The organism is Nocardia sp. FBN12 (assembly GCF_054031145.1).
Genome location: NZ_CM132926.1, coordinates 6,590,616 through 6,614,590 on the forward strand (window position 1 = coordinate 6,590,616; position 23,975 = coordinate 6,614,590).

23 protein-coding genes are annotated in these 23,975 nt (G+C 67.1%); 14 read left to right on the forward strand and 9 right to left on the reverse strand.

All coding sequences use genetic code 11. The annotated features are described in order from the left end of the window. Positions 1 to 6: 6 nt before the first annotated feature. Entirely contained in the window at positions 7 to 822 is an 816-nt protein-coding gene (locus ACWZHB_RS31120) for a glucose 1-dehydrogenase (RefSeq protein WP_427905296.1), read from the reverse strand. Between the two features lie 143 nt (positions 823 to 965). On the opposite strand from ACWZHB_RS31120, the gene ACWZHB_RS31125 reads away from it, so the two are divergent. The 5 genes from ACWZHB_RS31125 (at position 966) to ACWZHB_RS31145 (ending at position 7,265) form a co-directional block, all read left to right on the forward strand. Further along, positions 966 to 3,113, forward strand: coding sequence for a S9 family peptidase (locus ACWZHB_RS31125; RefSeq protein WP_427905297.1), 2,148 nt, complete (start codon positions 966 to 968; stop codon positions 3,111 to 3,113). 99 nt (positions 3,114 to 3,212) lie between these two features. Further along, complete coding sequence (locus ACWZHB_RS31130) at positions 3,213 to 3,914, forward strand: DUF2334 domain-containing protein (protein ID WP_427905298.1); 702 nt, start codon at positions 3,213 to 3,215, stop codon at positions 3,912 to 3,914. A gap of 134 nt (positions 3,915 to 4,048) precedes the next feature. Then, positions 4,049 to 5,473 carry an APC family permease gene (locus tag ACWZHB_RS31135; protein WP_427905299.1) on the forward strand — a complete coding sequence of 475 codons (1,425 nt, stop codon included), beginning with the start codon at positions 4,049 to 4,051 and terminating at the stop codon, positions 5,471 to 5,473. Then, on the forward strand, positions 5,470 to 5,907 hold the full coding sequence (locus ACWZHB_RS31140; RefSeq protein ID WP_427905300.1) for a hypothetical protein: 438 nt from the start codon (positions 5,470 to 5,472) through the stop codon (positions 5,905 to 5,907). The genes ACWZHB_RS31135 and ACWZHB_RS31140 overlap by 4 nt, the downstream gene beginning before the upstream one ends. Positions 5,908 to 5,918: 11 nt before the next feature. Beyond that, positions 5,919 to 7,265 (forward strand): dipeptidase, encoded by a 1,347-nt coding sequence (locus ACWZHB_RS31145; RefSeq protein WP_427905301.1) that lies wholly within the window; start codon positions 5,919 to 5,921, stop codon positions 7,263 to 7,265. Here ACWZHB_RS31145 and ACWZHB_RS31150 read toward each other — a convergent pair whose 3' ends face one another. Then, complete coding sequence (locus ACWZHB_RS31150) at positions 7,266 to 7,910, reverse strand: MBL fold metallo-hydrolase (RefSeq protein WP_427905302.1); 645 nt, start codon at positions 7,908 to 7,910, stop codon at positions 7,266 to 7,268. Between the two features lie 98 nt (positions 7,911 to 8,008). On the opposite strand from ACWZHB_RS31150, the gene purS reads away from it, so the two are divergent. Both purS and purQ read left to right on the forward strand, forming a co-directional pair. Further along, positions 8,009 to 8,245, forward strand: coding sequence for a phosphoribosylformylglycinamidine synthase subunit PurS (gene purS / locus ACWZHB_RS31155; RefSeq protein ID WP_056818769.1), 237 nt, complete (start codon positions 8,009 to 8,011; stop codon positions 8,243 to 8,245). Next, the gene (purQ, locus tag ACWZHB_RS31160) at positions 8,242 to 8,919 is read left to right on the forward strand and encodes a phosphoribosylformylglycinamidine synthase subunit PurQ (RefSeq protein ID WP_427905303.1); all 678 of its coding nucleotides are present in this window, start codon (positions 8,242 to 8,244) and stop codon (positions 8,917 to 8,919) included. Before purS ends, purQ begins: the two co-directional genes overlap by 4 nt. Positions 8,920 to 9,096: 177 nt before the next feature. Here purQ and ACWZHB_RS31165 read toward each other — a convergent pair whose 3' ends face one another. Together ACWZHB_RS31165 and ACWZHB_RS31170 are read right to left on the reverse strand one after the other, a co-directional pair. Next, positions 9,097 to 10,089, reverse strand: coding sequence for an IS481 family transposase (locus ACWZHB_RS31165; protein ID WP_427903337.1), 993 nt, complete (start codon positions 10,087 to 10,089; stop codon positions 9,097 to 9,099). A gap of 242 nt (positions 10,090 to 10,331) precedes the next feature. Then, a complete protein-coding gene (locus tag ACWZHB_RS31170; RefSeq protein ID WP_427905304.1) occupies positions 10,332 to 11,408 on the reverse strand; it encodes a substrate-binding domain-containing protein in 1,077 nt (358 codons plus the stop codon). Between the two features lie 71 nt (positions 11,409 to 11,479). Between ACWZHB_RS31170 and ACWZHB_RS31175 the strand changes: the two genes are divergently transcribed. Both ACWZHB_RS31175 and ACWZHB_RS31180 read left to right on the forward strand, forming a co-directional pair. Further along, positions 11,480 to 11,908, forward strand: coding sequence for a MarR family winged helix-turn-helix transcriptional regulator (locus ACWZHB_RS31175; RefSeq protein WP_427905305.1), 429 nt, complete (start codon positions 11,480 to 11,482; stop codon positions 11,906 to 11,908). Between the two features lie 61 nt (positions 11,909 to 11,969). Further along, positions 11,970 to 13,262: a M18 family aminopeptidase gene (locus tag ACWZHB_RS31180; RefSeq protein WP_427905306.1), complete on the forward strand. Its 1,293-nt coding sequence runs from the start codon at positions 11,970 to 11,972 to the stop codon at positions 13,260 to 13,262. Between the two features lie 152 nt (positions 13,263 to 13,414). On the opposite strand, the gene ACWZHB_RS31185 is transcribed toward ACWZHB_RS31180, so the two are convergent. Beyond that, positions 13,415 to 14,701, reverse strand: coding sequence for a glycosyltransferase 87 family protein (locus ACWZHB_RS31185; RefSeq protein WP_427905307.1), 1,287 nt, complete (start codon positions 14,699 to 14,701; stop codon positions 13,415 to 13,417). Between the two features lie 163 nt (positions 14,702 to 14,864). Between ACWZHB_RS31185 and purL the strand changes: the two genes are divergently transcribed. Together purL and ACWZHB_RS31195 are read left to right on the forward strand one after the other, a co-directional pair. Further along, positions 14,865 to 17,159: a phosphoribosylformylglycinamidine synthase subunit PurL gene (purL, locus tag ACWZHB_RS31190; RefSeq protein WP_427905308.1), complete on the forward strand. Its 2,295-nt coding sequence runs from the start codon at positions 14,865 to 14,867 to the stop codon at positions 17,157 to 17,159. A 22-nt stretch (positions 17,160 to 17,181) separates the two neighbouring features. Then, positions 17,182 to 18,966: an alpha/beta hydrolase gene (locus ACWZHB_RS31195; protein ID WP_427905309.1), complete on the forward strand. Its 1,785-nt coding sequence runs from the start codon at positions 17,182 to 17,184 to the stop codon at positions 18,964 to 18,966. 49 nt (positions 18,967 to 19,015) lie between these two features. Here ACWZHB_RS31195 and ACWZHB_RS31200 read toward each other — a convergent pair whose 3' ends face one another. Beyond that, on the reverse strand, positions 19,016 to 19,303 hold the full coding sequence (locus ACWZHB_RS31200; RefSeq protein WP_379233830.1) for a YiaA/YiaB family inner membrane protein: 288 nt from the start codon (positions 19,301 to 19,303) through the stop codon (positions 19,016 to 19,018). 129 nt (positions 19,304 to 19,432) lie between these two features. On the opposite strand from ACWZHB_RS31200, the gene ACWZHB_RS31205 reads away from it, so the two are divergent. Together ACWZHB_RS31205 and ACWZHB_RS31210 are read left to right on the forward strand one after the other, a co-directional pair. Continuing rightward, a complete protein-coding gene (locus tag ACWZHB_RS31205; RefSeq protein WP_427905310.1) occupies positions 19,433 to 21,163 on the forward strand; it encodes an alpha/beta hydrolase in 1,731 nt (576 codons plus the stop codon). A gap of 191 nt (positions 21,164 to 21,354) precedes the next feature. Continuing rightward, entirely contained in the window at positions 21,355 to 21,789 is a 435-nt protein-coding gene (locus ACWZHB_RS31210) for a CPBP family intramembrane glutamic endopeptidase (protein ID WP_427905311.1), read from the forward strand. A gap of 58 nt (positions 21,790 to 21,847) precedes the next feature. On the opposite strand, the gene ACWZHB_RS31215 is transcribed toward ACWZHB_RS31210, so the two are convergent. The 3 genes from ACWZHB_RS31215 to ACWZHB_RS31225 form a co-directional block, all read right to left on the reverse strand. Next, positions 21,848 to 22,714: an alpha/beta fold hydrolase gene (locus tag ACWZHB_RS31215; RefSeq protein WP_427905312.1), complete on the reverse strand. Its 867-nt coding sequence runs from the start codon at positions 22,712 to 22,714 to the stop codon at positions 21,848 to 21,850. 93 nt (positions 22,715 to 22,807) lie between these two features. After that, entirely contained in the window at positions 22,808 to 23,308 is a 501-nt protein-coding gene (locus ACWZHB_RS31220; protein WP_427905313.1) for a hypothetical protein, read from the reverse strand. A 6-nt stretch (positions 23,309 to 23,314) separates the two neighbouring features. Continuing rightward, the gene (locus ACWZHB_RS31225; protein ID WP_427905314.1) at positions 23,315 to 23,518 is read right to left on the reverse strand and encodes a hypothetical protein; all 204 of its coding nucleotides are present in this window, start codon (positions 23,516 to 23,518) and stop codon (positions 23,315 to 23,317) included. 43 nt (positions 23,519 to 23,561) lie between these two features. Here ACWZHB_RS31225 and ACWZHB_RS31230 point away from each other — a divergent pair, with 43 nt between their 5' ends. Further along, positions 23,562 to 23,957: a sterol carrier family protein gene (locus tag ACWZHB_RS31230; RefSeq protein ID WP_427905315.1), complete on the forward strand. Its 396-nt coding sequence runs from the start codon at positions 23,562 to 23,564 to the stop codon at positions 23,955 to 23,957. Positions 23,958 to 23,975 lie beyond the last annotated feature (18 nt).

Genomic DNA, 23,975 nt, shown 5'->3' on the forward strand with positions numbered 1-23,975 from the left:
CGGCAGCTATTGGCCCATGACGTACTTGACGGTCGGACCGGCGGTCCACCCGCCGTCCACCGCCAGCTCCGCGCCCGTGATGTAGGAGGCGGCGTCGGACAGCAGGAACACGACCGCCCCGGCGATCTCGGCAGGTTCCCCGACCCTGCCCATCGGGGTGTTCGGGTAGTTGCCCCCGCCTTCTCGGATTCCGGTTCCGGAGGTCATCGGGGTGAAGGTCATACCGGGGTGAACGGAGTTCACTCGGATGTTCTCGGTCCCGTTTTCGACCGCGGCGACCTTGGTCAGTCCCCGGACGCCCCACTTCGTCGCGCCGTAGCTCCCGGTGAACGCGAGGCCCATGAGACCCGCAGCGGAAGAGATATTGACAATCGAACCCCCGCCGGCCGATTTCAGCTCGGGCACCACCGCTCGCATGCCGAGAAAAACGCCGACTAGATTGATCTCCACCACTTTTCGGAAATGCTCGAGTGTTTCGGTATCAAAGGGCTGTCCGGTGGAAATGCCCGCGTTGTTGACCAGTCCGGTGACGGTGCCGAATTCGCGCTTCGCCAACGCGATCGCGGCGCCCCACTGTTCTTCGGAGGTGACGTCGAGCTCGGTGAACCGGGCCCGGTCTCCGAGGTCTGCTGCCGTCGCTGCGCCCTCTTCCGCCAGCACATCGGCGATTACGACGTTGGCGCCTGCGGCGACGGCCTGGCGGGCCGTCTCGGCTCCGATGCCGCGTGCCGCGCCGGTGATAACCACTGTCTTTCCGTTCAGATCGGTCACAATGTGCCTTTCCGCTGGTCGACTGGTATCCAGGAAGGCAATTGTAGGCATCGACGGGGTCGGTGCCCGTTGAATTGAGTCGGGGCCTCGATGGCGCGGCGCGGCGCGGGCTGACCAGATGTCGAATGATTCGCCAAGTCGGCTCGCAGCCGAGTTGGCGGGCCCGGCCGGAGAGGTCCGGCTACGGTGGACCCATGCCTGGCGAGAATGAGACGGTGTCGGCGCCGATCGCGAAGAAGGTGCCCTTCGCGCGGGCGCATCACGGCGATACGTTCGTCGACGACTACGAGTGGCTGCGGGATAAGGAAGATCCCGAGGTCATCGCCTATTTGGAGGCCGAGAACGCCTTCACAGCGGCGCAGACCGACCAGTTGCAGCCCCTCCGGGACAAGATCTTCGACGAGATCAAAGCCAGGACGCAGGAAACCGACCTTTCGGTGCCGACGCGGCTGGGCGACTACTGGTATTACTCGCGCAGTTTCGAGGGCAAACAGTACGGCGTGCACTGCCGCTGTCCCGTCGACGCGAACGCCGAGGGCATCGACGCGTGGACGCCGCCGCAGCTGGAGGTGGGCTCGGCGATCGAGGGTGAGCAGGTGCTGCTCGACAGCAACATCCTCGCCGAGGGCCTGGACTTCTTCGCACTCGGCGCGTTCTCGCTGAGCCACGACGGCAACCTGCTGGCCTACTCGGTCGACAGTTCCGGCGACGAGCGCTATACGTTGCGGATCAAGGACCTGCGCACCGGTGAGCTGCTGCCCGACGAGGTCGCGGGCGCGGCGCCGGGGGCGACCTGGTCGCTGGACGGCACGCACATCTTCTATCAGACCGTCGACGAGTCCTGGCGGCCCGACACCGTGTGGCGCCACCGCGTCGGCACCGGCTCCGACGCCGACGTGACCGTGTTCCACGAGGACGACGAGCGCTACTGGGTGAGCGTCGGCGCGACCCGCTCCGAGAAGTACCTGATGATCTGGCTCGGTTCCAAGATCACCACCGAGGGCTGGGTCCTGGAATCGGAGAACCCCGAGGGCGAGTTCCGGGTGCTGCTGCCGCGCCGCGAAGGCGTGGAGTACTCGGCCGAGCACGCGGTGATCGCGGGCGAGGACAAGTTCCTGATCCTGCACAACGATGTGGTCGACGGGGCGAAGGCGGAGAACTTCGTGCTCGCCGTCGCGCCCGCCACCGATCCCTCCGACATGACGACGCTGATCGGGCATCGCGAGGACGTGCGGCTCGAGGACATCGACGCCTTCGCCAACCACCTGGTGCTCAGCTACCGGCGCGACGCGCTGCCCCGCCTGTCGGTGTGGCCGCTCACGCCGGCGGGCTTCGGCGAGCTGACCGAACTCGACTTCGGCCTCGAATTGTTCTCCGCGGGCGCGGGTTCGAGCCCGGAGTGGGAGCAGCCGACGCTGCGCGTCGGGGTCACCTCGTTCATCACGCCGATGCAGGTGTTCGACTACGTGCCTGCCACCGGCGAGCTGCTGCTGCGCAAAGAGCAACCGGTGCTCGGCGGGTACGACGCCAATGACTATGAGCAGCATCGTGATTGGGCGGTCGCCGCCGACGGCACCCGGATTCCGATCTCGATCATCAAGCGCAGCGGGCTGCCCGAGGGGCCGAAACCCGTGCTGCTGTACGGGTACGGCTCCTACGAGGCCAGCATCGATCCGTCGTTCTCGGTCTCGCGGCTGTCGCTGCTCGATCGCGGCATGGTGTTCGCGGTGGCGCATGTGCGCGGTGGCGGCGAGATGGGCAGGCTCTGGTACGAGCACGGCAAGACGCTACTTAAGAAGAACACCTTCACCGACTTCGTCTCCTGCGCAAGACATCTCATCGACAGCGGCGCCACCGCCCCGGACCGCCTGATCGCCGACGGCGGCAGCGCGGGCGGCCTCCTGATGGGCGCCGTCGCCAATCTGGCGCCCGAGCTGTTCACCGGCATCCTCGCCAACGTCCCCTTCGTCGACCCCCTCACCTCCATCCTCGACCCGTCGCTGCCGCTGACGGTGATCGAGTGGGACGAGTGGGGAAACCCCTTGGCGGACAAGGAAGTCTACGAGTACATGAAGTCGTACTCGCCCTACGAGAACGTCGAAGCCAAGGACTACCCGGCCATCCTGGCGATCACCAGCCTCAACGACACCCGCGTGCTCTACGTGGAACCGGCCAAGTGGGTCGCCAAACTGCGCGCCACCAAGACCGGTGCCAACGAGGTGCTGCTCAAAACGGAGATGACCGCAGGCCACGGCGGCGTGAGTGGCCGCTACGAGAAGTGGAAGGAAGTCGGCTTCGAGTACGCCTGGGTCCTGGACCGAGTGGGCCTCGCCGACGCGTAGGAGTAGAACCCGCGGCGCCGGCCGCCGGAAGATGCGAATTCGTTCGGGTGTCATCGGTGTAGCACTCGGGTGTCACCTGCGGCTGTCACTGTTAGGTGCATGAACGCTGAGTTGATCGTTTCGGTGTCGGGGATCCGGGATACGACTCGCGACGCCGCGATCGAGTTCGCCGCGGAGATGGACGCGCGGGCCGTGCGGCTGTCGTTGCTGGTGGCGCCTCGGTTGAAGGGCAAATACCGGCTGGTCGACGATCCGGCGACGCAATCGTGGCTGCGCGGGCGGCGCCACGAAGGTGACGCGATCGTGCTGCACGGCTACGACCAGGCCGCCACCAAGGCGCGGCGCGCCGAGTTCGCGGATCTGCCGCGGCACGAGGCGACACTGCGGCTCAAGGCCGCTGATCGGGTGATGGAACGGGTGGAGTTGCGCACCCGGCTGTTCGCCGCGCCGCGCTGGGATGCCTCCGCCGGTGCGCTGGCCGCGTTGCCCGACGTGGGTTTCCGGATGGCGTTCGGGCTCACCAGCATGCTCGACCTGGAACGTGATGTGGCCCAGCGCGCTCGGGTGTACGGGATCGGCGAGGGATTCCGGGCCGAGCCGTGGTGGTGCCGGGCGCTGGTGATGGGCGCCGCGCGCACCGCCCGGCGCGGCGGGGTGCTGCGGTTGGCGGTGTCGGCGGCGCAGTTGCAGCGGTCGGGTCCGCGCCAGGCCATGCTCGACGCGGTCGACCTGGCGCTCTACCACGGTGCCCGCAGCGACGTGTACCGCTGGGAGCCTCATACCGAGGCCAGAGCTGCCTGACCCGGCCACCGCCGCCGCGCGTACTGGCGATCGGCGCGCGGCGGTGGCCTCGATACCTCCCTGCGCGATTTATCATTCATCAGTTGATCGAGTGGTTTCCGCTAGTTGTGTAAACGCAGCAGGAGGCAGCGCTGATGACGGGCACGGCGACGAAAGTCGCGACAACGACGAAATATATGTCCTGGGTGACATTGGCGTTGATGACAACGAGTTCGGTGGCCAGTCTGCGATCGGCGCCGACGATGGCCGTGTACGGGTTGGCCTGTGTATTCCTCTATGTCATTCCCGCGATACTGTTCCTGATGCCGACCTCGCTGGTCGCCGCGGAACTCGCGTCGGGATGGCAGGGCGGGGTGTATCAATGGGTGAGTGAGGGATTGAGTAAGCCGCTCGGATTCCTTGCCGTCTGGTGCCAGTTCGCCATGACGATCTTCTACTATCCGAGCCTGCTCGCTTATGTGGCAAGCACTTTCGCGTACATCATTCATCCGTCGCTGGCTTCCAATGGCCTGTATGTGGCGATCGTGATCATCACCGTCTATTGGGCGGGAGTGTACGTATCCTCGCAGGGCACTAAAACTGTTGCGGGACTGTCGAGTATGGGTTTGGTCATCGGCACGTTGATTCCCGGCACTCTGCTGGTCGTGCTCGGCCTGGTGTTTCTCGCGCAGGGCAATCCGTCTGCGGCTCCGATGGATTCGTCGCATCTGCTGCCCGCATGGGCCGGCTTGGCGAGCCTGGTGCTGATCGTGAACAATTTCCTCTCCTATGCGGGCATGGAGATGAACGCGGTGCATGTGTCGTCGCTGAAGAACCCTGCCAAGGAATTCCCCAAGGCGATGTTTCTCGCGATGGCGCTGGTGCTGGTGATCTTCGTCCTGCCCGCGCTGGCGATCAGCTGGGTGGTTCCGTCGGCCAGCCTGAGTCTTACCGCGGGGGTGATGCAGGCCTTCGATGCCTTCTTCGGCCACTTCGGAATCGGTTTCCTCACCCCGATCATCGGCATCGCACTGGTGGCCGCCGCGCTCGGCGGCATGCTCACCTGGCTGGCCGGACCGTCCAAGGGCCTGTTGCTGATCGGGCGCAGCGAAGGGTATCTGCCGCCGATCCTGACCCGGCTCAACAAGCACGGCGTGCAGCAGAACATGCTGGTGGCGCAAGGTGTGTTCACCACGCTGATCGCGCTGCTCTACGCGTTCATCCCCAATGTCTCCAGCGCGTACTGGATTCTGTCGGTGATCACCACACAGGTGTACCTGATCATGTACGTGCTGATGTTCGCCGCGGCCGCGAAGCTGCGCAGGGACGATCCGGACCATCCGCGCGGTTACCGGGCGCCCGCCTTGATGGCGCTGTGCGCGCTCGGCGCCCTGTCCTCGATCGCCGCGTTCACGATCGGCTTCGTGCCGCCGTCCCAATTCGGCGCGGGCAGCCCGTGGGTGTATGTGCTCATCGTGGGTGGCGGCATGGGCATCGTCGGTCTGCTGATTCCGTATCTGTTCTACCGAAATCGCAGGGACAGCTGGAAACTCGACGTACCGGAAGGGGCGCAGGCATGACCACCGGAGACGCTCCCGACCACAAGCGGCGGTGGATCTATCTCACCGCAGGTGTGCTGCTCGTGGTGTTCGCGCTGATCGGGCTGTTCACCTTCTCCGCGATCCGCGAGAACACGCAGGCGAACGCGAAAGCCCAAGAGCTGCACAACAATCTGGTGGCCGCCGGACTGCCCGCGCCCGAGCCCAGCGTGATCGCCAACGCGCTCGGCGACGACGGTGGGTCGGTCTGCCAGGACCCGAGTTCGCCGATGATCAAGGCGAAATATCAGGCCTCGATCACCAACGGTGCGGCCGGTCCAGGACAGCGACCGGTGATCGGCCCGCGCGACACCACCCACGCGGTGGCGCTCACGATCGCCACCTATTGCCCAGATCGATTGCAGGACTACCTTTCTCATCTCGACACCCTGAAGCTCGACGACACCACGAAGTGAGGCGCGAAGAGATGACCGAAGATGTGACGGCGCTGCGCGGCAAGGTCTCCGGGCTGATGGGCCAGGCGAAAAAGGATCTGGCCCAGCTCGTTTCGATGAAATCCGTCGCCGACCCGCGCCAGTTCCCGCCGGAAGGGTGTGCGCAGACCGCGCAGTGGGTGGCAGACGCCTTCGAAGCGGCCGGGCTGACCGAGGTCGGACTGCACGAGACTCCCGACGGCAGCAACGCGGTGGTCGGGCACAAGCCGGGGCCGCCCGGAACGCCGACGGTGCTGCTGTACTGCCACTACGACGTGCAGCCCCCGCTCGACGACGCCGCGTGGGAGACCCCGGTGTGGACGCTGACCGACAAGGACGGCCGCTGGTTCGGGCGCGGATCGGCGGACTGCAAGGGCAATATCGTCACCCATCTGACGGCGCTGCGGGCGATCGGACCGGACTTCCCGATCGGCATCAAAGTGGTGTCGGAGGGTTCGGAGGAGCAGGGCACGGGCGGGTTGGAGAAGTTCGTCGTCGCCAATCCCGATCTGCTGAGCGCCGACGTGATCCTGGTCGCCGACTGCGGCAATTTCGCGGTCGGCGTGCCCACGTTCACCCAGACGCTGCGCGGGAACGTGAATGTCGTCGTCACCGTGAAGACGATGGCGGGTCCGATGCACTCGGGCATGTTCGGCGGACCGGCGCCCGACGCGCTCGCCGCGATGATCCAGCTGTTGTCGTCGCTGCGGGACAAAGACGGCAACACCACCATCGACGGGCTCACCGGCGACCAGAAGTGGACCGGTGTGCAGTATCCGGTCGCGGACTTCCGCGCCGACGCGAGTGTGCTCGACGGCGTCGATCTGCTCGGCAGCGGCACCGTCTCCGACATGGTGTGGGCGCGGCCCGCGCTCACGGTGCTCGGGATGGATGTGCCCGCTGTGGTCGGCTCGTCGGCGGCGATCCAGCCGAGCACCAGGGCCAGGCTCAACCTGCGCATCCCGCCGGGCACCGAGCCCAAACAGGCCTATGACCTGCTGGAAAAGCACCTGCGCGCGCACGTGCCGTGGAACGCCGAGATCGATATCGAGGTCGAGGCGCTCGGCGAACCGTTCGTCGCGTCCACGCAGGGGCCTGCTCGAGCGGCGATGGAGCAGGCGATGGCGGCCTCCTACGGCCGCGAGGTGACCACCGAGGGCCAGGGCGGGTCGATCCCGCTGTGCAATGTCTTCGCCGACACCTATCCGAACGCCGAGATCATGCTGATCGGCGTCGAAGAGCCGAAATGCCTGATCCACGCGCCCAACGAGAGCGTCGACCCCAGCGAGATCGAGCACATGGCCCTGGCCGAGGCATTGTTCTTGAACAGCTATCGCTGATCAGAACTGGCCCTGGTCCTCGGGTTCGATGACGCGGAACTCGGTGCCTGCCGGGGCCATTTCGGTCAGCCTGCCGAAGTAGATGCCCTGGGCCGACGGGGTGATGATGCCGTGGTGGATGGGTACCGCGGTGCGCGGATTGACGGCGCGCAGGTAGTCGACGGCCTCCGCGATGCGCATCCACGGGGCGACGGCGGGGATCGCGAGCACGCCCACCGGGACCGGCGGCACCCATAGCGAGTCACCGGGGTGGACCAGCTGGGCGGGGTCGGCCTCGGTGCCGAGCTGGAAGACGGTGTTGTCGACCACCGGGATCTCCGGGTGGATCACCGCGTGCCTGCCACCGCCGCCGGTGATCTGCAAGTCGCCGATATCGAGCACCTGGCCGGCCGACACCGGCTCCCAGCCCTCGCTGCGCTGCTGCGCGGTCTGCGGGTCGGACAGCAGGCGGGCGGTGGGATTGTTCTCGATGAGGTCACCGATCCGGTTCGGGTCGATGTGGTCGGGATGCTGGTGGGTCACCGCGATCGCGTCCAAGCCGGTGATGCCCTCGAACCCGTGCGCGAAGGTGCCGGGGTCGAACAGTACTTTCACGCCGTGCAGTTCCACGAGGATGCAGGAATGACCGAAGTGGGCGATGCGCATACCCGATGCTAAGCCGCCGCGACCCCGGAACGCGGGCACGACGGCCCGGTCAACTAAGATTTCCGAGGTAACCCCCCACACCACTTGAGGAGCAACGCGTGGCACGAGTCGTGGTCGAGGTCATGCCGAAGGCCGAGATTCTGGACCCCCAGGGACAGGCCGTGGTCGGCGCGCTCCCGCGTCTGGGATTCGCCGGAATCTCGGATGTGCGGCAGGGCAAGCGATTCGAGCTCGAGGTGGACGACAGTGTGTCGGACGCTCAGCTCGAGCAGATCGCCGAGGCGCTGCTGGCGAACACGGTGATCGAGGACTGGAAGGTCGTTCGGGTCTCGTGAGCGCGCGTATTGGCGTAATTACCTTCCCGGGCACGCTCGACGATGTCGATGCGGCTCGCGCGGTGCGGCTGGCCGGCGCCGAGGCTGTGAGCCTGTGGCATGCCGACGCCGATATCAAGGGTGTCGACGCGGTGATCGTGCCCGGTGGGTTCTCCTACGGGGACTACCTGCGGTGCGGCGCTATCGCGCGGTTCGCGCCGGTGATGGGCGAGGTCGTTCGCGCGGCCGGGCAGGGTCTGCCGGTGCTCGGCATCTGTAATGGATTCCAGGTGCTGTGTGAGGCCGGGCTGCTGCCGGGTGCGCTGACTCGGAACGAGGGGCTGCACTTCATCTGCCGGGACGAGTGGTTGACGGTCGAGGCGACCGATACCGCGTGGAGTTCGCGGTATGAGTCGGGTGCGCAGATCCTTGTTCCGTTGAAGTCGGGTGAGGGGCGGTTCCAGGCTTCGGAGAAGGTGCTGGATGAGCTCGAGGGCGAAGGTCGGGTGGTTTTTCGGTATTCGGGTGGCAATCCGAATGGGTCGCAGCGTGGGATTGCTGGGATCTCGTCGGCTAACGGCCGGGTTGTTGGGTTGATGCCGCATCCTGAGCACGCTACTGAGGCTTTGACTGGGCCTAGTGATGATGGGTTGGGGATGTTTTTCTCGGTTATCGATAGTTTTGTCGGGGCCTGAGAACTGGGGTTTTAGTAGTCCTGGAGGCGCTGGCTGTGTTTATTGGAGCGCTGGCGCGCTCGAGTCGCGGCCCCGAGGGGCCGCCGGTTAGGCGCCGGTGCTTGCTCCTTCGTCGCCTACGCACCGGCGCCTAACCGGCGACCCGGCCGCGACCGGCCACTTCGTGGCCGTCCCTCCCTAAGTGTGTTGACCTGAGAGGTTAGGGACGCGGCTGGCTGGCGGACGTCCTCCGAGTGCGGTGTGGGCTCGGTGGTGATTGTAGGTATGGAGCCACTCGGTGAACGCGGCTCGGCGTTCGGTCTCTGACCGGTAAGCGCGGGCATAGGCCCATTCATCGACAAGGGTGCGGTTGAACCGTTCGACCTTGCCGTTGGTTTGTGGCCGGTAAGGGCGGGTCCGTTTATGGGTGATCGAGGCCGCGGTCATCGTCTGGGCCCAGAGCCGGGACCGGTAGCAGGGACCGTTGTCGGTCAGGACTCGTTTGACGGTGATCCCGTTGGTGGAGAAGAACTTCTGGGCTCGTTGCCAGAACCCGGCAGCGGTTTCCTTGCGTTCGTTGGGCAGGATCTCGGTGTAGGCGAGGCGGGAATGGTCATCGATGGCGTTGTGGAGATAGCTGTAGCCCAGATGGCTGCGACCACGGCTGTCGAGAGTCTTGCCCGCGGTCCGGGTGCGGTTGGTGCGCCCGAGTTTTTGCCCGACCGCGCGGGCCCCGCCGCCGTCGGGGATGTTGCCCAGCTTTTTGATATCGACATGGACCAGGTCGCCGGGGTGGTCGTGTTCGTAGCGGCGGATCGGGGTGCCGGTGGTGCGGTCGAGCCAGGCCAGGCGGGCCAGTTTGTAGCGTGTCAACACCCGGTGCACGGTGGAGGGATGCAAACCGAGTAGGTAGGCGATCCGTGCTGGTCCCCACCGGCGTAGGACACGGATTTTGATGATGCGGCGTTCGGTGCGGGTCGGGGTCCGGTTCGGGCAGTGGTGCGGGCGTGAGGATCGGTCGGACATGGCCGCGATGCCGTGGTGGCGGTAGCGGTTGGCCCAGCGGGCGGCGGTGGTGGGTGAGACTTGGAATCGTTCGGCTGCCCGTCGTAGTGGCCAGCCGTCGTCGATGACACAGCGGGCTAGTCGTAGACGGCCGAGTTCGGTCAGGGGTGCATTACGGTGTGTCATTGAAGACCTCCGTTGAGAGACGCGTTCCTTAGACAGCTCGCATCTCACTCGGAGGTCTTCGCCATGTCAGCTCGCCACGCCGTTACCAACCTGCGTGGTCAACACACCTAAGGGTCGGGAGTGCGGTGGCTGGGTTGGGTGGGTTGTGGAAGACGGGGACGCGCTGGGTGCGCGGGTGGTTGTGGGGTGGGTTGTGGATGGCGGGGTCGGGCTGGGGTGAAGGTGTGGTTTGGGGTGCGGGGTCAGGGGAGGGTGTCGATGATGTCGAAGTCGATGCCGTTCGCCTGGGCTATGTGGGCGGGGCCGACTGCTTGATTGCCGAGGAAACCTCGGCGGGTGGCTGGTCCGTCGAGCACCAGGCCGGTTTCCACCGCGGCGGTGATCTTGTTCACGTCGAGGGTGCCGGTCGTGTCGGCCAGGGTGTTCAGCAGGTGGATCGCTTCGTAGGTGGAGTTGCTGAAAGTTGTCAGGGCGGGGGCGAATTGGCCATGGTGGCGGTGGTAGCGGGCCTGGCGGGAGCGGCCCTCGGGGGTGTGGTTGTCGATGAAGAAGCTCGAGGCCACGTAGAGGTTGGTGTTGGCCGATGGGCCCGCGCTGAGTAGGACGTTCTCGTCGACCGCGGGGCTGAGGCGGGGCATGACGGTGGGGAGTCCGGTGGCGGTGAACTGGCGGTTGAAGCGGGCGGTGTCGGCGCCGACCATGAGGATCAGGACTGCGTCGGCCAGCAGGAGAGTGGGGTTGCCGAGGAAATCGCCGAAATCGGTGGTGCCGAGTGGGACGTACTGCTCGACGATGATGTCGTAGGGGTTCGGCAGGGACCGACGGAGCGCGCGAGCTGTTCGCCGGGGCCAGATGTAGTCGTTGCCGATGACCGCCCAGCGGCGCACGCCGAGTTCGCGAGCCATCCAGGCGGCGGCGGGGACTGTTTGGTGGTCGGGATGTTCACCCACCAGCAGGACGCCGGGGCGTTCGTCGGGCAGGCCCTCGTGATCGGTGGCGTAGAGATAGGGGACGCGGGCGTCGACGGCGTCGGCGACTGCTCGGCGCACCGCCGAGGTGTGCCAGCCGGTGATCGCGCCGACCATTCCGGTGGCGAGAAAGGCCTCCACCTCGGCGGCTACCTCGTGTGGTTCGCGGCCGCCGTCGATGGTGGTGAGGTGGATTTCGCGGCCGAGAATTCCTGTGCCGCTATTGATCTCGTCTACAGCCAGGGAAATGGCGGCGGTGCACGACGGCGCGATGATGCCACCGGGGCCCTGCGTGGGGACGATCGAGAGAATCTCGATCGTTTCATCCCGACCAGGACCGAAATTAGGCACTCTGTACTCTATCGCCTAGCGCGAACAGGGTTTGTTCGAATGAATTTCTCGGCAGGTGGAGAATGCGATCAGTGTTGGTCACGAGTGGGTATTCCACGCTGCACGGCGCCCTGCGCTCCGCGGAGCGCAACTGGGTGTGTCGGCTCGAAGCGGCGCTGACGGCTGACAACCTCACCGCCGACCATTGGGCGATCCTGTCGCAGCTGTCCACCGACGACGGGATGACGATGTCGGAACTGGCCGCCCAGGCGCGCCTGGCTCCCTCCTCGGCCACCCGGCACGCGGACAACCTGGCCGAACGCGGTCTGATCTTCCGGGTCGCCGCCACCGACGACCGGCGCCGGATCCTGATCGGACTGAGCAGTCTCGGCGCGAGGCTGGTCGCCAGGATCCGCGCGCAGGAAAAGCTCGCCGAGGAAGAACTGCGGTCCCGATTAGGGAATCGCCGGTACGGCGAATTGCTGGCCGCGCTCGCGGTGATCGCCGAACGCGACGACTGATCCGCACGCCGGTATTCCGGTGCGGGGTGCCGGTACGCGGTGTCGTGCCTAGGATCGCAGGATGCCCGTTTCCTTGACAGCGGCCACGGCCAGCGGACTCTGTGCCTTCATCGATGCGTCACCCTCGCCGTTCCATGTGTGTGCGACGGTGGCGGCCGAGCTGGACGGCAACGGGTTCACGCCGTTGACCGAGGCGTCGGCGTGGGACGACGCGGGCGGGAAACACTATGTGGTGCGCGGTGGTTCGCTGATCGCGTGGGCCGATTACGACGCGGTACCCGCGGCCCCGTTCCGGGTGGTCGGCGCGCACACCGACAGTCCCAACCTGCGGGTGAAGCAGCATCCCGATCTGGCGGGCGCAGGCTGGCAGCTCGTCGGACTCGAGCCGTACGGCGGGGCCTGGCTGAACTCCTGGCTCGATCGGGAACTTGGGCTCTCGGGGCGGCTCAGTGTGCGCGAGGGCGCGCGAATGCGCGACGTGCTGGTGCGGATCGACGAGCCGATCCTGCGGGTGCCGCAACTGGCGATCCACCTGTCCGAGGATCGGCGCGGGGTCACCCTCGACCCGCAGCGGCACGTGAACGCGATCTGGGGGATCGGCGACGCACCCGCCTCGTTCCTGGACTTCGTGGCCGAGCGAGCCGAGGTCGACGGTGCCGACGTGCTCGGCTGGGAACTCATGACGCACGACCTCGCGTCGAGCACGATCGTCGGTCGCGATCTCGATCTGGTGAGCGCGCCGCGGCTCGACAATCAGGGGACTTGCTACGCCGGATTGCAGGCGTTTCTCGCGGCCGCCGACGAGCCGGGTGCGGCGACGGCGGTACTGGTGATGTTCGACCACGAGGAGGTCGGGAGCCAGTCCGATCGTGGGGCGCAATCGGATCTGCTGCCCGCGGTGCTGGAGCGGATCGTGCTGGCACGCGGTGGTGGGCGTGCGGATTACCTTGCCGCGCTTGCGGGTTCGGTGGTCGCCTCCGGCGATATGGCGCACGCGACACATCCGAACTACCCGGACCGGCACGAGCCTGCGCATCGCATCGAGGTCGGCGGTGGGCCGGTACTCAAGGTGAACCAGAACCTGCGCTACGCCACTGACGCGGCGGGTGCGGGTGCGTTCGCGCTCGCCTGCGCGCAGGCGGAGGTGCCGCTGCAGCGCTACGTCCACCGCGCCGATCTGCCGTGCGGCTCGACCATCGGCCCGATGACGGCCGCCCGCACGGGCATGTCGACCGTCGACGTCGGCGCACCTCAGCTCGCCATGCACTCGTGCCGCGAACTCATGGGGGCCGCCGATGTCCCCGCTTACGCCTCCGCTCTCGCCGCCTTCCTGACGCCCGAAGCGACGGACTGACCCCGGTACGACGAGCCGCGCTCCAACCCGGAATCAGCTCGGCTGGGCCTGCGCTCGGAGGACTTGGCTGCGGGTCGAGCGCGCGGCACTCAGCGCGCTCGTCGCGGCGGGTCGGGCGCGGTACGCAGCGCGCTCGCCGTCGGTCGCGGCGATCAGGCAGTCGCGAGTTCGGTTGCCGCCGAGGGCTTCCGGACGGGGCGATAGGTGATCGCCGCGTAGGCGATCACGGCGAAGGTGGCCCACACGTAGCTACTGCCGATGATCTGCTGCCACCAGGCCCAGGCGAGTTCCTTGTCGCCCGAATGGGGCAGCACCCACTGCGGGCCGATGATGAACATCACCGTGAACAGGGCGACGAGGGTGGTGAAGGCGCGCGAGCGGCGGCGATCGGCGAGGCTGACGGCCACGACCAGGGCGGGCGCCACCCAGACCCAGTGATGCGACCACGACACCGGCGAGACCAACAGCACCGCGGCCGCGTTCACCAGTAGCGCGCCGACGTCGTTACCCGCGCCGATCAGGCGGTACATCCACACCGCGGCCAGCGCGATCGTCAGCGCCGACAGGCCGATCCACAGGCCCGTCGCCAGTGATTCGTCCAGGCCGAGACGGAACAGCGTGCCCTTGATCGACTGGTTGCCGGCGAAGTAGGGCGTGCCGATGCGGTCGGTGTCGGAGACGGTGTGGAACCAGTATTCGACCGAGTCCTTCGGGAACAGCAGGAACCCGACGCCGATCGCGCCCGCGGCCGAGACGACCATGGTGGCCGCGGCCTTCCAATCCCGGCGGAGCAGGAAATACAGCAGGTACCCGGCCGGAATCAGCTTGATCGACACCGCGATGCCGATCAGCATCCCGCGCGGCCAGAACGGCTTGCGCACGAGAATGTCGAGGGTGACCGCGGCCATCAGGATCAGGTTGATCTGGCCGAAATTGACGGTCTGGCGGATCGGCTCGAGGTACTGCGCGAGGCCGAGCCCGGCGATCAACACGGTGAGTACCGCGATCCGGTCGAGCTCGGGACGCACGCGAACCAGCACCAGCCACAGCGCGATCCCCAGGCTCGCCAGTGAGGTCACCAGCACCACGACCTCGGCCGCCACCAACGGCATCAACGCCAGTGGCACGAAGAACATCGCGGCCAGCGGGGGATAGGTGAACGGCAGACCCAGCCCGTGGACCGGCGGCATCGGACCGTAGAGGTCGCCGCCGTCGAGCCACACGCGCGCGCCGTTGCGGTACACCTGCAGGTCGATGAAGCCGTGCCACCAGTGCGCGAACAGCGCGACGGCGGCGGAGAACACGAACAACGCGATCGCGGCGGTGAGCCAGCGTCGTTGTCGGTCGGAATTCTGTTCGAAAGAGATGGAGCTCGGTTCCGCACTTCGCGCGGGAACAGGCGGCTCGACCTGCTCGGCAACCCCCGGACTTTCGTTCACAGCGCCAGAGTAATGGGTACTCCAATGCCCCAGTCGCAAGTGTGACCAGACCGAATCCGGTTACCTCCCCAGCATGAGGGCAGTACGGGCGGCAGGCGGCTAGCTCGCAACCATTAGACTCTGCAGATCAAGTTCCCCCCGGCCGAAAGGACCCTGGTCTCCCGTGACACTGCAGGTCGACACCGTCGCTACCGCCGCAGCCACCCCGGATGCTCCGCAGCCGTACAAGGAACTCGGTCTCAAAGACGACGAGTACGCCCGCATCAAGGAGATTCTGGGCCGTCGGCCCACCGATGCCGAGCTGGCGATGTACTCGGTGATGTGGAGCGAACACTGCTCCTACAAGTCCTCCAAAGTTCATCTGCGTTACTTCGGTGAGACCACCACCGACGAGATGAAGGCCTCGATGCTGGCCGGGATCGGCGAGAACGCCGGCGTGGTCGACATCGGCGACGGCTGGGCCGTCACCTTCAAGGTGGAGAGCCACAACCACCCGTCCTATGTGGAGCCGTACCAGGGCGCGGCCACCGGTGTCGGCGGCATCGTGCGCGACATCATGGCCATGGGCGCCCGTCCGATCGCGGTGATGGACCAGCTGCGTTTCGGCGCCGCTGATGCCCCCGACACCCGTCGCGTTGTCGACGGTGTGGTGCGCGGCGTCGGCGGTTACGGCAACTCGCTCGGCCTGCCCAATGTCGGCGGCGAGACCGTGTTCGACGCCTCCTACCAGGGCAACCCCCTCGTGAACGCGCTGTGCGCGGGCGCGATGCGCGTGGAAGACCTGCACCTGGCGTTCGCCTCGGGCAACGGCAACCGGATCATCCTGTTCGGCGCGCGCACCGGCCTCGACGGCATCGGCGGCGTGTCCGTGCTCGCCTCGGATTCCTTCTCCGGTGACGAGTCGGGTACCGGCCGCAAGAAGCTGCCCGCCGTGCAGGTGGGCGACCCGTTCACCGAGAAGGTGCTCATCGAGTGCTGTCTCGACCTGTACGCGGCCGGGCTGGTCGTCGGCATCCAGGACCTCGGCGGCGCCGGACTGTCCTGTGCCACGTCCGAACTCGCCGCGGCGGGCGACGGTGGCATGCACATCGACCTGACCAAGGTCCCGCTGCGCGCGGCGCACATGACCCCCGCGGAGATCCTGTCGAGCGAATCGCAGGAGCGCATGTGCGCGGTCGTCACGCCGGCGAACGTGGAAGCCTTCATGGCCGTCTGCAAGAAGTGGGACGTGCTGGCCACCGACATCGGTGAGGTCACCGACGGCGACCACCTCGTCATCACCTGGCACGGCGAGACCGTGGTGGACGTGCCGCCGCGCACGGTCGCCCACGAGGGCCCGGTCTACGAGCGCCCGGTGCAGCGTCCCGACACCCAGGACGCGCTGATCGCCGACACCACCGCCACCCTGACCCGGCCCAAGACCGGCGACGAGCTGCGCGAGACCCTGCTCACGATGATCGCCAGCCCGCAGCTGTGCAGCCGCAAGTGGATCACCGAGCAGTACGACCGCTACGTGCGTGGCAACACCGTGCTGGCCGAGCACGCCGACGCGGGCGTCGTCCGCATCGACGAGTCCTCCGGCCGCGGTATCGCGCTGGCCACCGACGCGTCGGGCCGCTACACCAAGCTCGACCCGTACACCGGCGCGCAGCTGGCACTGGCCGAGGCGTTCCGCAATGTCGCCACCACCGGCGCCACCCCCAAGGCCGTCACCAACTGCCTGAACTTCGGTTCGCCGGAGGATCCTGGCGTGATGTGGCAGTTCCAGCAGGCCGTGCGCGGTCTCGCGGATGGCTGTGCGGCCCTTGGCATTCCGGTCACCGGCGGCAACGTGAGCTTCTACAACCAGACCGGCAAGGACGCCATCCTGCCCACCCCGGTGGTCGGGGTGCTCGGCGTGATCGACGATGTGCACCGCCGCATCCCGACCGGCCTCGGCATCGAAGTGGGCGAATCGCTGATCCTGCTCGGCGAGACCCACGACGAGCTGGACGGCTCGATCTGGTCGCAGGTGACCCACGATCACCTCGGTGGCGTGCCGCCGAAGGTCGACTTCGCTCGCGAGCAGTTGCTCTCGGAGGTGCTCACCTCGGGTTCGCGCGACGGCATGATCTCCGCCGCGCACGACCTGTCCGAGGGTGGGCTGGCGCAGACCGTGATAGAGGCGGCGCTGGCGGGCGAGACCGGTTGCCGCATCGTGCTTCCCGAGGGCTCGGATCCGTTCGTGCAGCTGTTCTCCGAGTCGGCCGGGCGCGTGCTCGTCGCGGTGCCGCGCTCGGAGGAGACCAGGTTCACCAAGATGTGTGATGCGCGGCAGCTGCCGTGGGTGCGCATCGGCGTGGCCGATCAGGGCTCGGATTCGGTCGAGGTGCAGGGGCAGTTCTCCGTGACACTCACCGAATTGCGTGAGGCGTTCGAAGGCACGCTGCCTAAGCTGTTCGGAGCCCATACCGCGTGAATTGACCGATGAGGAGTCGAGCTTGACTACAGCGGATACGAGCTCGACTCCTCGGCCGGTCGCGCGCGAAGACGCTGCGCACGACAACCTCTTCATCAGGGGAATTCACCTGGTGGAGAGGTTTTTTCATCCCAATTACACCGGCCTTGTGGTGGCGACGATGTTCTTCGGACTGTCGCTGACCCCCTCGCTGCTGCCCCGTGACTGGTTCTTCCAGGGTCTGCTCAGCGGGATCAACGCGACGATCGGCTACGGGCTCGGCTGTGCGCTGGCCCTGGCGTGGCGCAAGTGGGTCGCGCCGCGGATCACCTGGCCCGAGCAGGTGCGCACGGCGTGGGCTCGGCGACCGGGCTGGTCGCTGGTGGCGGGCAAGAGCGCGATCGTGGTGGCGTGCCTGATCTTCGCGGTGCTGATGAGCATTCAGTCCTCGAAGTGGCAGCGGCAGATCACCGATCTGATGGGGATGGCGCCGGTCTCCGACGCGGGGTATCCGCGGACGGTGCTGATCGGCGCGGTGGTGGTCGGGCTGCTGATCTGGATCTCGCGACTGGTGGTGCGGCTGGTGCGTACGGTGACGCGGGCGCTGAATCAGTGGGTGCGGATTCCGGCCGCGTTCGCGCGGCCGCTCGGGGTGATCGTGGTCGTGGTGGCGGCGGTGCTGTTGTTCAACGGCGTGTTGGCGAAAGGCTTTTTCGCCGTGGCCAATTCGGCGTTCAGCGCGCGCAACAGTCACACCTCGGCGCACGCGGTCCAGCCGACGCTGCCCGAACGTTCCGGTAGCCCTGACTCGTTGGCCAAATGGGAGACACTGGGATCCGAAGGCCGGTGGTTCGTCTCGAACGCGCCGAACGCCCTCGCGATCGGTCAGGTCACCGGAACGCCCGCGCGCGAACCGATTCGGGTCTACGCCGGGCTGGAATCCGCCGACGGTGTCGAGGCGCAGACCGACGTGGCCGTCGCCGAACTCGAACGCACCAAGGCCTTCGAACGCGAGGCGCTGGTGGTGATCAGCACCACCGGCACCGGCTGGGTCGACACGACCAGTGCCGTGGCGGTCGAATTGATGTACGGCGGGGACACCGCGCTGGTGGCGACGCAGTACTCGTATCTGCCCAGCGCGTTGTCGTTCCTGTCGGACCGGGACAAGTCGATGACCATGGGGCGCACGCTGTTCGACAAGGTGTACGACCGCTGGTCGGCGCTGCCCGAAGACGCCAGGCCCAAGCTGCTGGTCTACGGCGAGAGCCTCGGTTCGCAGGGGTCGGAGGGCGCGTTCTCCGGGCTGGCCGATATCCGCAATCGCGCCGACGGGGTGCTGTGGGTGGGGCCGCCCAACTCCAACCGGCTGTGGTCGGAATTCGTGACAAGACGTGACCCCGGCACCGACGAGATCACCCCGATCTACGCCGACGGGATGTCGGTGCGGTTCGCCGCGAGCGCTGATCAGCTCGCTCAGCCGACGCCGGTCTGGAACGATCCGCGCATCGTCTACCTGCAGCACGCTTCCGACCCGGTGGTGTGGTGGTCGCCGGATCTGTTGTTCAGTCAGCCGGATTGGTTGCGGGAGAAGCGCGGTCCGGATGTGTCGCCGGCGATGTCGTGGTATCCCATCGTGACGTTCTGGCAGGTGGCCGCGGATCTGCCGCGCGCGCAGACGGTTTCGGACGGGCACGGTCACAACTACGGCAATGTCGTCCCCGAGGCTTGGGCGGCGGTAGCCCAACCACCGGATTACACACCGGAATTGGCGGCGCGCATCGAGACGTTCGTGCTCGAGGCCGCGGCCACCGAGCGGCAGTTGAAGTGACGAAACCGGGGCAGCGCCGAACCCCTCGATCGGCGCAGCCCCGGCGCACTCACGACACCGATTTGAACGGATTGTGTTCGGCGATCAGCTGTTCCAGCCGCGCCTCATCGACCCGGCTCAACAGTGATTGGGTCTCCTGCTGGTCGCGCACGACCTTGGCGAGGGTGAAGCAGCTGGTCACCAGGAACAGCCCCGACATCGCGAGGAACGCGCGCTGCCAGCCGTCCAGCGGCAGATACGCGATTCCGGCGCCGGTCCCGAACAGACTGACAGCGAACGCGATCGCGGCCTGGGCCATGTAGGCCGAGGTGTTCTTCGGCTTGTGGTTTGTGCTCATGGTTCTCAGTGTGCTGACCCGCGGCGTCGCGATCGCGCGTACAACTACTCGAGTGCGCTACGTATTTTGTGAGCGGCTCCGCAGGCGTAAATCTTCGAGATTGTCGGTGGCGGACGCCATACTGGGGCGGTGACCGAGCGCGCTTCGACTTCCGCGATGCTGCGTGCGCGCGGCGGTGTTCTCGCGCGGCGCGTGGAGCAGATGATCGACCTGAACTATGTCGGATTGGTGCTGGCCACGCTGTTTTTCGGGCTGTCGGTGACACCTTCGCTGGTGCCGCGCGACTGGCTCTTCCAGGGACTGATCAGTGGGATCAACGCGGCGATCGGGTACGGGCTCGGGTGTGTGCTCGAGTGGGTGTTCCGGCAGTGGGTGCGGTCGCGGCTGCCGATTCCGAGTCCTTCCGATCGGGTGCGGTACGCGATCAAGGCGAGCGTGCTGGTGGGGTGTGCGCTGGTCGCGGCGCTGATGCTGGTGCAGTCGGCGAAGTGGCAGCGCGAGATCACCTCGCTGATGGGGATGGCGGGCACGACCACGCCCGCGTATCTGCGCACCGGGCTGCTCAGTGTGGCGGTCGGAGTGGCGGTGGTGGCCGCGTATCGGACGGTGCGGGTGATGGTGCTGGGGCTGGCACGCCAGCTCAATCGGTGGGTACGGGTGCCGCGTGAGGTGGCGCCGGCCGCCGGGTTGCTGGTGCTGGTCGTGCTCACGGTGACGATCTTCAACGGGGTCGCGTCGCGGGCGTTCTTCGCGGTGGCCAACTCGGCGTTCAGTGTGCGCAACGATCGGACCACGCCGTATGCGGTGCAGCCGGTGGCGCCGGAGCGTTCGGGGAGCGCCGGGTCGCTCGCGCCGTGGGAGACGCTGGGGTTCGAGGGGCGGTGGTTCGTGTCCAATGGGCCGAGTGCCGCCGCGATCGGCGAGGTGACGGGAAAGGCGGCGCGCGAACCTATTCGGGCGTATGTGGGGTTGGAGTCGGTGCGGCGGGAGCAGACCGCGGCGCAGCTGGCTGTGGCCGAACTGGAGCGGACCAAAGCCTTCGAACGCGAGGCGATGGTGGTGGTCACGACTACCGGTACCGGCTGGGTCAACGGGATGGCGGCGGGGGCCGTGGAGTATCTCTACGGCGGGGATACGGCGATCGTGGCGACGCAGTTCTCGTATCTGCCCAGCGTGCTGTCGTTTCTCTCGGACCGGGAGAAGGCGGCGGCGGCCAGCCGGGAGTTGTTCGACGCGGTATACGAAAGGTGGTCGGCCCAGCCGGAGGGGCATCGGCCGAAGTTGTTCGTCTATGGGGAGAGTTTGGGTTCGCAGGGCTCAGAGGAGGCTTTCGACGGGCTGGCCGATCTTCGCGAGGAGGTCGATGGCGCGCTGTGGGTGGGGCCGCCTAATTCGAATCGGTTGTGGCGGCAGTTCGTCGATCGGCGCGATCCTGGGACGCCCGCGGTAGCGCCGGTGTACGCGGATGGGCTTGTCGTCCGATTCGCCGATGACGCAACGGATTTCGCCGGTTCGGAGCCGTGGCGCGCACCCCGCATCGCCTACCTGCAACACCCGTCCGATCCGATCGTGTGGTGGTCGGCCGATCTGATCTTCACGCGGCCGGACTGGTTGAGTGAGCCGCGTGGGCCCGATGTGTCGACGCAGATGCGGTGGGCGCCTTTTGTGACGTTCTGGCAGGTCACGGCTGATCTCACCAATGCGCAGGGGGTTTCGGACGGGCACGGGCACCGGTACGGGAGTTTGGTGCTGGACGGGTGGTTGGCGGTGGGTGCGCCCGGTGGGGTGAGTGTCGAGGTCGTCGAGCGAATTCGGGTGGCACTGGAATCGGCGGAGCGAATCGAGCGGGTGGTGAAGTGAGAAGGCTGGAAAATGTTGCTGCGCTGGCGCTTCCGCTCCTCTGGAGCAACCGGGTCCTGCCCGCCCTCGGCCTTGGGCTTCGTGGCCGCACCGTAGCGAACGCCGCCTTCGCCGCGGGATACACGAAGGTCTTTCGAGGCCGGCCGAACTGGTCGTCGCCCAGTGGGTTTCGATGGGGACTGGGCAGTGCGGTGGTAGTTCTCGCCGGTTACGCGGTAGCCCTTGCTGTTCCGTCGCTGCGGCGTCTTCCGCTCGAAATCGCTGTCCGCGCACCGGAGACCTCGACCCTCGAATGGATCGCCTTGCACATCCCCGTCGGCACGGTCCTGGCCGAGGAGGCGATCTTCCGGGGCACCCTCGATCCACTGCTGGCCGCGAGTGCCGGTGCCACGGCGCCCGCGATCAGCGCGGTGGATTTCGGCCTCTGGCACATCCAACCGGCAAGAGCCGCACAGGATCCCGTGCTCCCGACCGTCTTGGCCACCACTCTCGCCGGCCTTGTTTTCAGCGTGCTTCGCCGTCGATCGGGGAGTGCGACCGCGCCCGCGCTCCTGCATCTGGCGATCAATGCGGGGGGAGCGCTCGCGCCTGTCGCTGCCCGGTGGGTCGATGGGCGCACGCGGTAGCGCTGCCGGCTTTCGGATGCGGCAGGGAGCCTGCGGCGGGCAGGCTGGGTGACCGGGCTCAGGCCGTGGCGACGAAACCGGCGACGGCCTCGGTGAAGGCGTCGTTGTCGTCGCCCGCCGCGGTGTGGGCCGCGGCGCCGATCTCGGCCAGTCGGGCGTGCGGTGCCAGCGCCAGGAATGCCGCGGCGCCTTCGTCGCTGACCACATCGGACTTGCCGCCGCGGACCAGCAGGACCGGGATGGTCAAGGCTTCGGCGGCGGCTTCCATCTCGATGATGCGGGCTTCCGGGTCGTCGTTGACGTCGCTGATCAGGTCGGGGTCCCAGTGCCAGTACCAGCGCCCGTCCCGCTGACGCAGGTTGCGCAGCAAGCCGTCGGCGTTGTCGGGGCGCGGCCGGTGCGGCATGTACGCGGCGACCGCGTCGGCCACCTGATCGAGGGTGTCGAAGCCGTCGCGATGCCTGCCGAGGAAATCCATGACGCGCTCCACGCCCGCCGATTCCGAGCGGGGCACGATGTCGACCAGGACGAGCGCGCGAATCGCGCTCCCACCCGGTGTCGCGGTGGCGAGCAGCCCGGTGATCCCACCCATGCTGGCCCCGACCACCACCGCGCCCGCCTCCTGCGTCGCGCCGAGCTGCTCGAGCACGGCGTGCAGGTCGCTGACCATCGCGGTCCTGGAGTAGTCCGCCGTCGGCGACCAATCACTGTCCCCGTGCCCGCGCGCGTCAACGGCGACGACCCGCATTCCCGCCGCCGCCAGCGCCCGCCCCGTCCGCTTCCACGAATGCCGGGTCTGCCCACCACCGTGCAGCATCACGACCAGCGGGCCGTCCTCCGCGCCGAAGTTGTCGGCCACCAGGGTGAGGCCGTCGGCAGCGCGCAAACGCAGCACGGTCGGCTCCAGTGGATCGATGAAACTCATAGGACGAATGTACGACGAGTCACCTCCGCCCGTGCTGCCGGGCAATAGATCGCTGGTCGGGACGCGCGGCGTTCGACGCCATCGGCTCCGGGTTCAGCTGTCGGACCTGGTCCAGATCAGGTACTCCGCGTCGCGGGACGGTGTGCCGTTCCACGGGTGTTGCTGGAAATCCTCGTCGCGTACTTCGGTGCGGCCGGGGAGATGGGCACAGACACAGGCAATGGCCAATGACGCTGTGCGGGAACCGAGTTCGTCGGCTTTGAGGTCGTTGGCCAGAGCGGTGGCGACCGGGAGGAGGTCGTTCATCGAGGCGGTGTCCGGCAGACAGAGGTCGAGGTACAAGTCGACCAGGCCCGGATGCTCGGGCGACAAGGCAGATCTACCCGCGGCCACGCTGACACCCGGTGGGAGGCGGGTGCGCTGCATGAACTTCGAGAGGTCCAACCCAGCGATCGTTTGTGGGCCGGTCACGAATTTGCCCTGGCACGCGAGGACGGTTTGTGGCGGATCGGGCGGGGTGGTGTCGTCGGGCGTCTGGCAGGCGGCGATCAGCACCGCGGCCGGTATCGAGATCAAGGCTGTCGCACGTCTCATCGACTGTCACGCTAGCGCGTACACGAGTTCGACGGTGGCGGCCGCGACGCCGGCAACGGTGCAGATGTAGTCGGTTGCCTCCGTGGCGATGTCGGCGTGGCGTCGCGCTTGGGTGAGGCCTTCGATGTTGCCGTCGAGGCCGTCGAGTTGGGGGATTCGGATCATCCACCACTGGTCGTCTCGGAAGACTTCGAGGTGGTAGGCGGTCATGGGTGTCCTCTGTGTGTCGGTGGCGGTCGGTAGCGTCTCGGTAATGGCGCGACAGAAGGTTGATGCTGCTGAGGTGCGGGCGGCTGTGTTGGGGGTGGGGGAGTGGCTGCGGGATCCGGGGTTGCCGGTGCCGGGGCGGGGGGAGTTGGGGGCGGCGGTGAAGGGGACTGCGCGGGCGTTGGCGGGGAGTGCGCCGGGGCATTCGGTGGAGGTGCGGGTGCCGCCGTTCGTGGCGGTGCAATGTATCGAGGGGCCTCGGCATACTCGGGGGAATCCGCCGAATGTGGTGGAGACGGATGCTCGGACCTGGTTGTTGCTGGCTACCGGGCTGCTCGGGTTCGAGGAGGCGGTGCGGACGGGGGTGGTGAGTGCGTCGGGGACCAGGGCCGGGGAGATCGCGGGGTGGCTGCCGATCGTGCCGCTGCCCGCGGTCGGCTAGGCGTACGGCCGCGGTCGC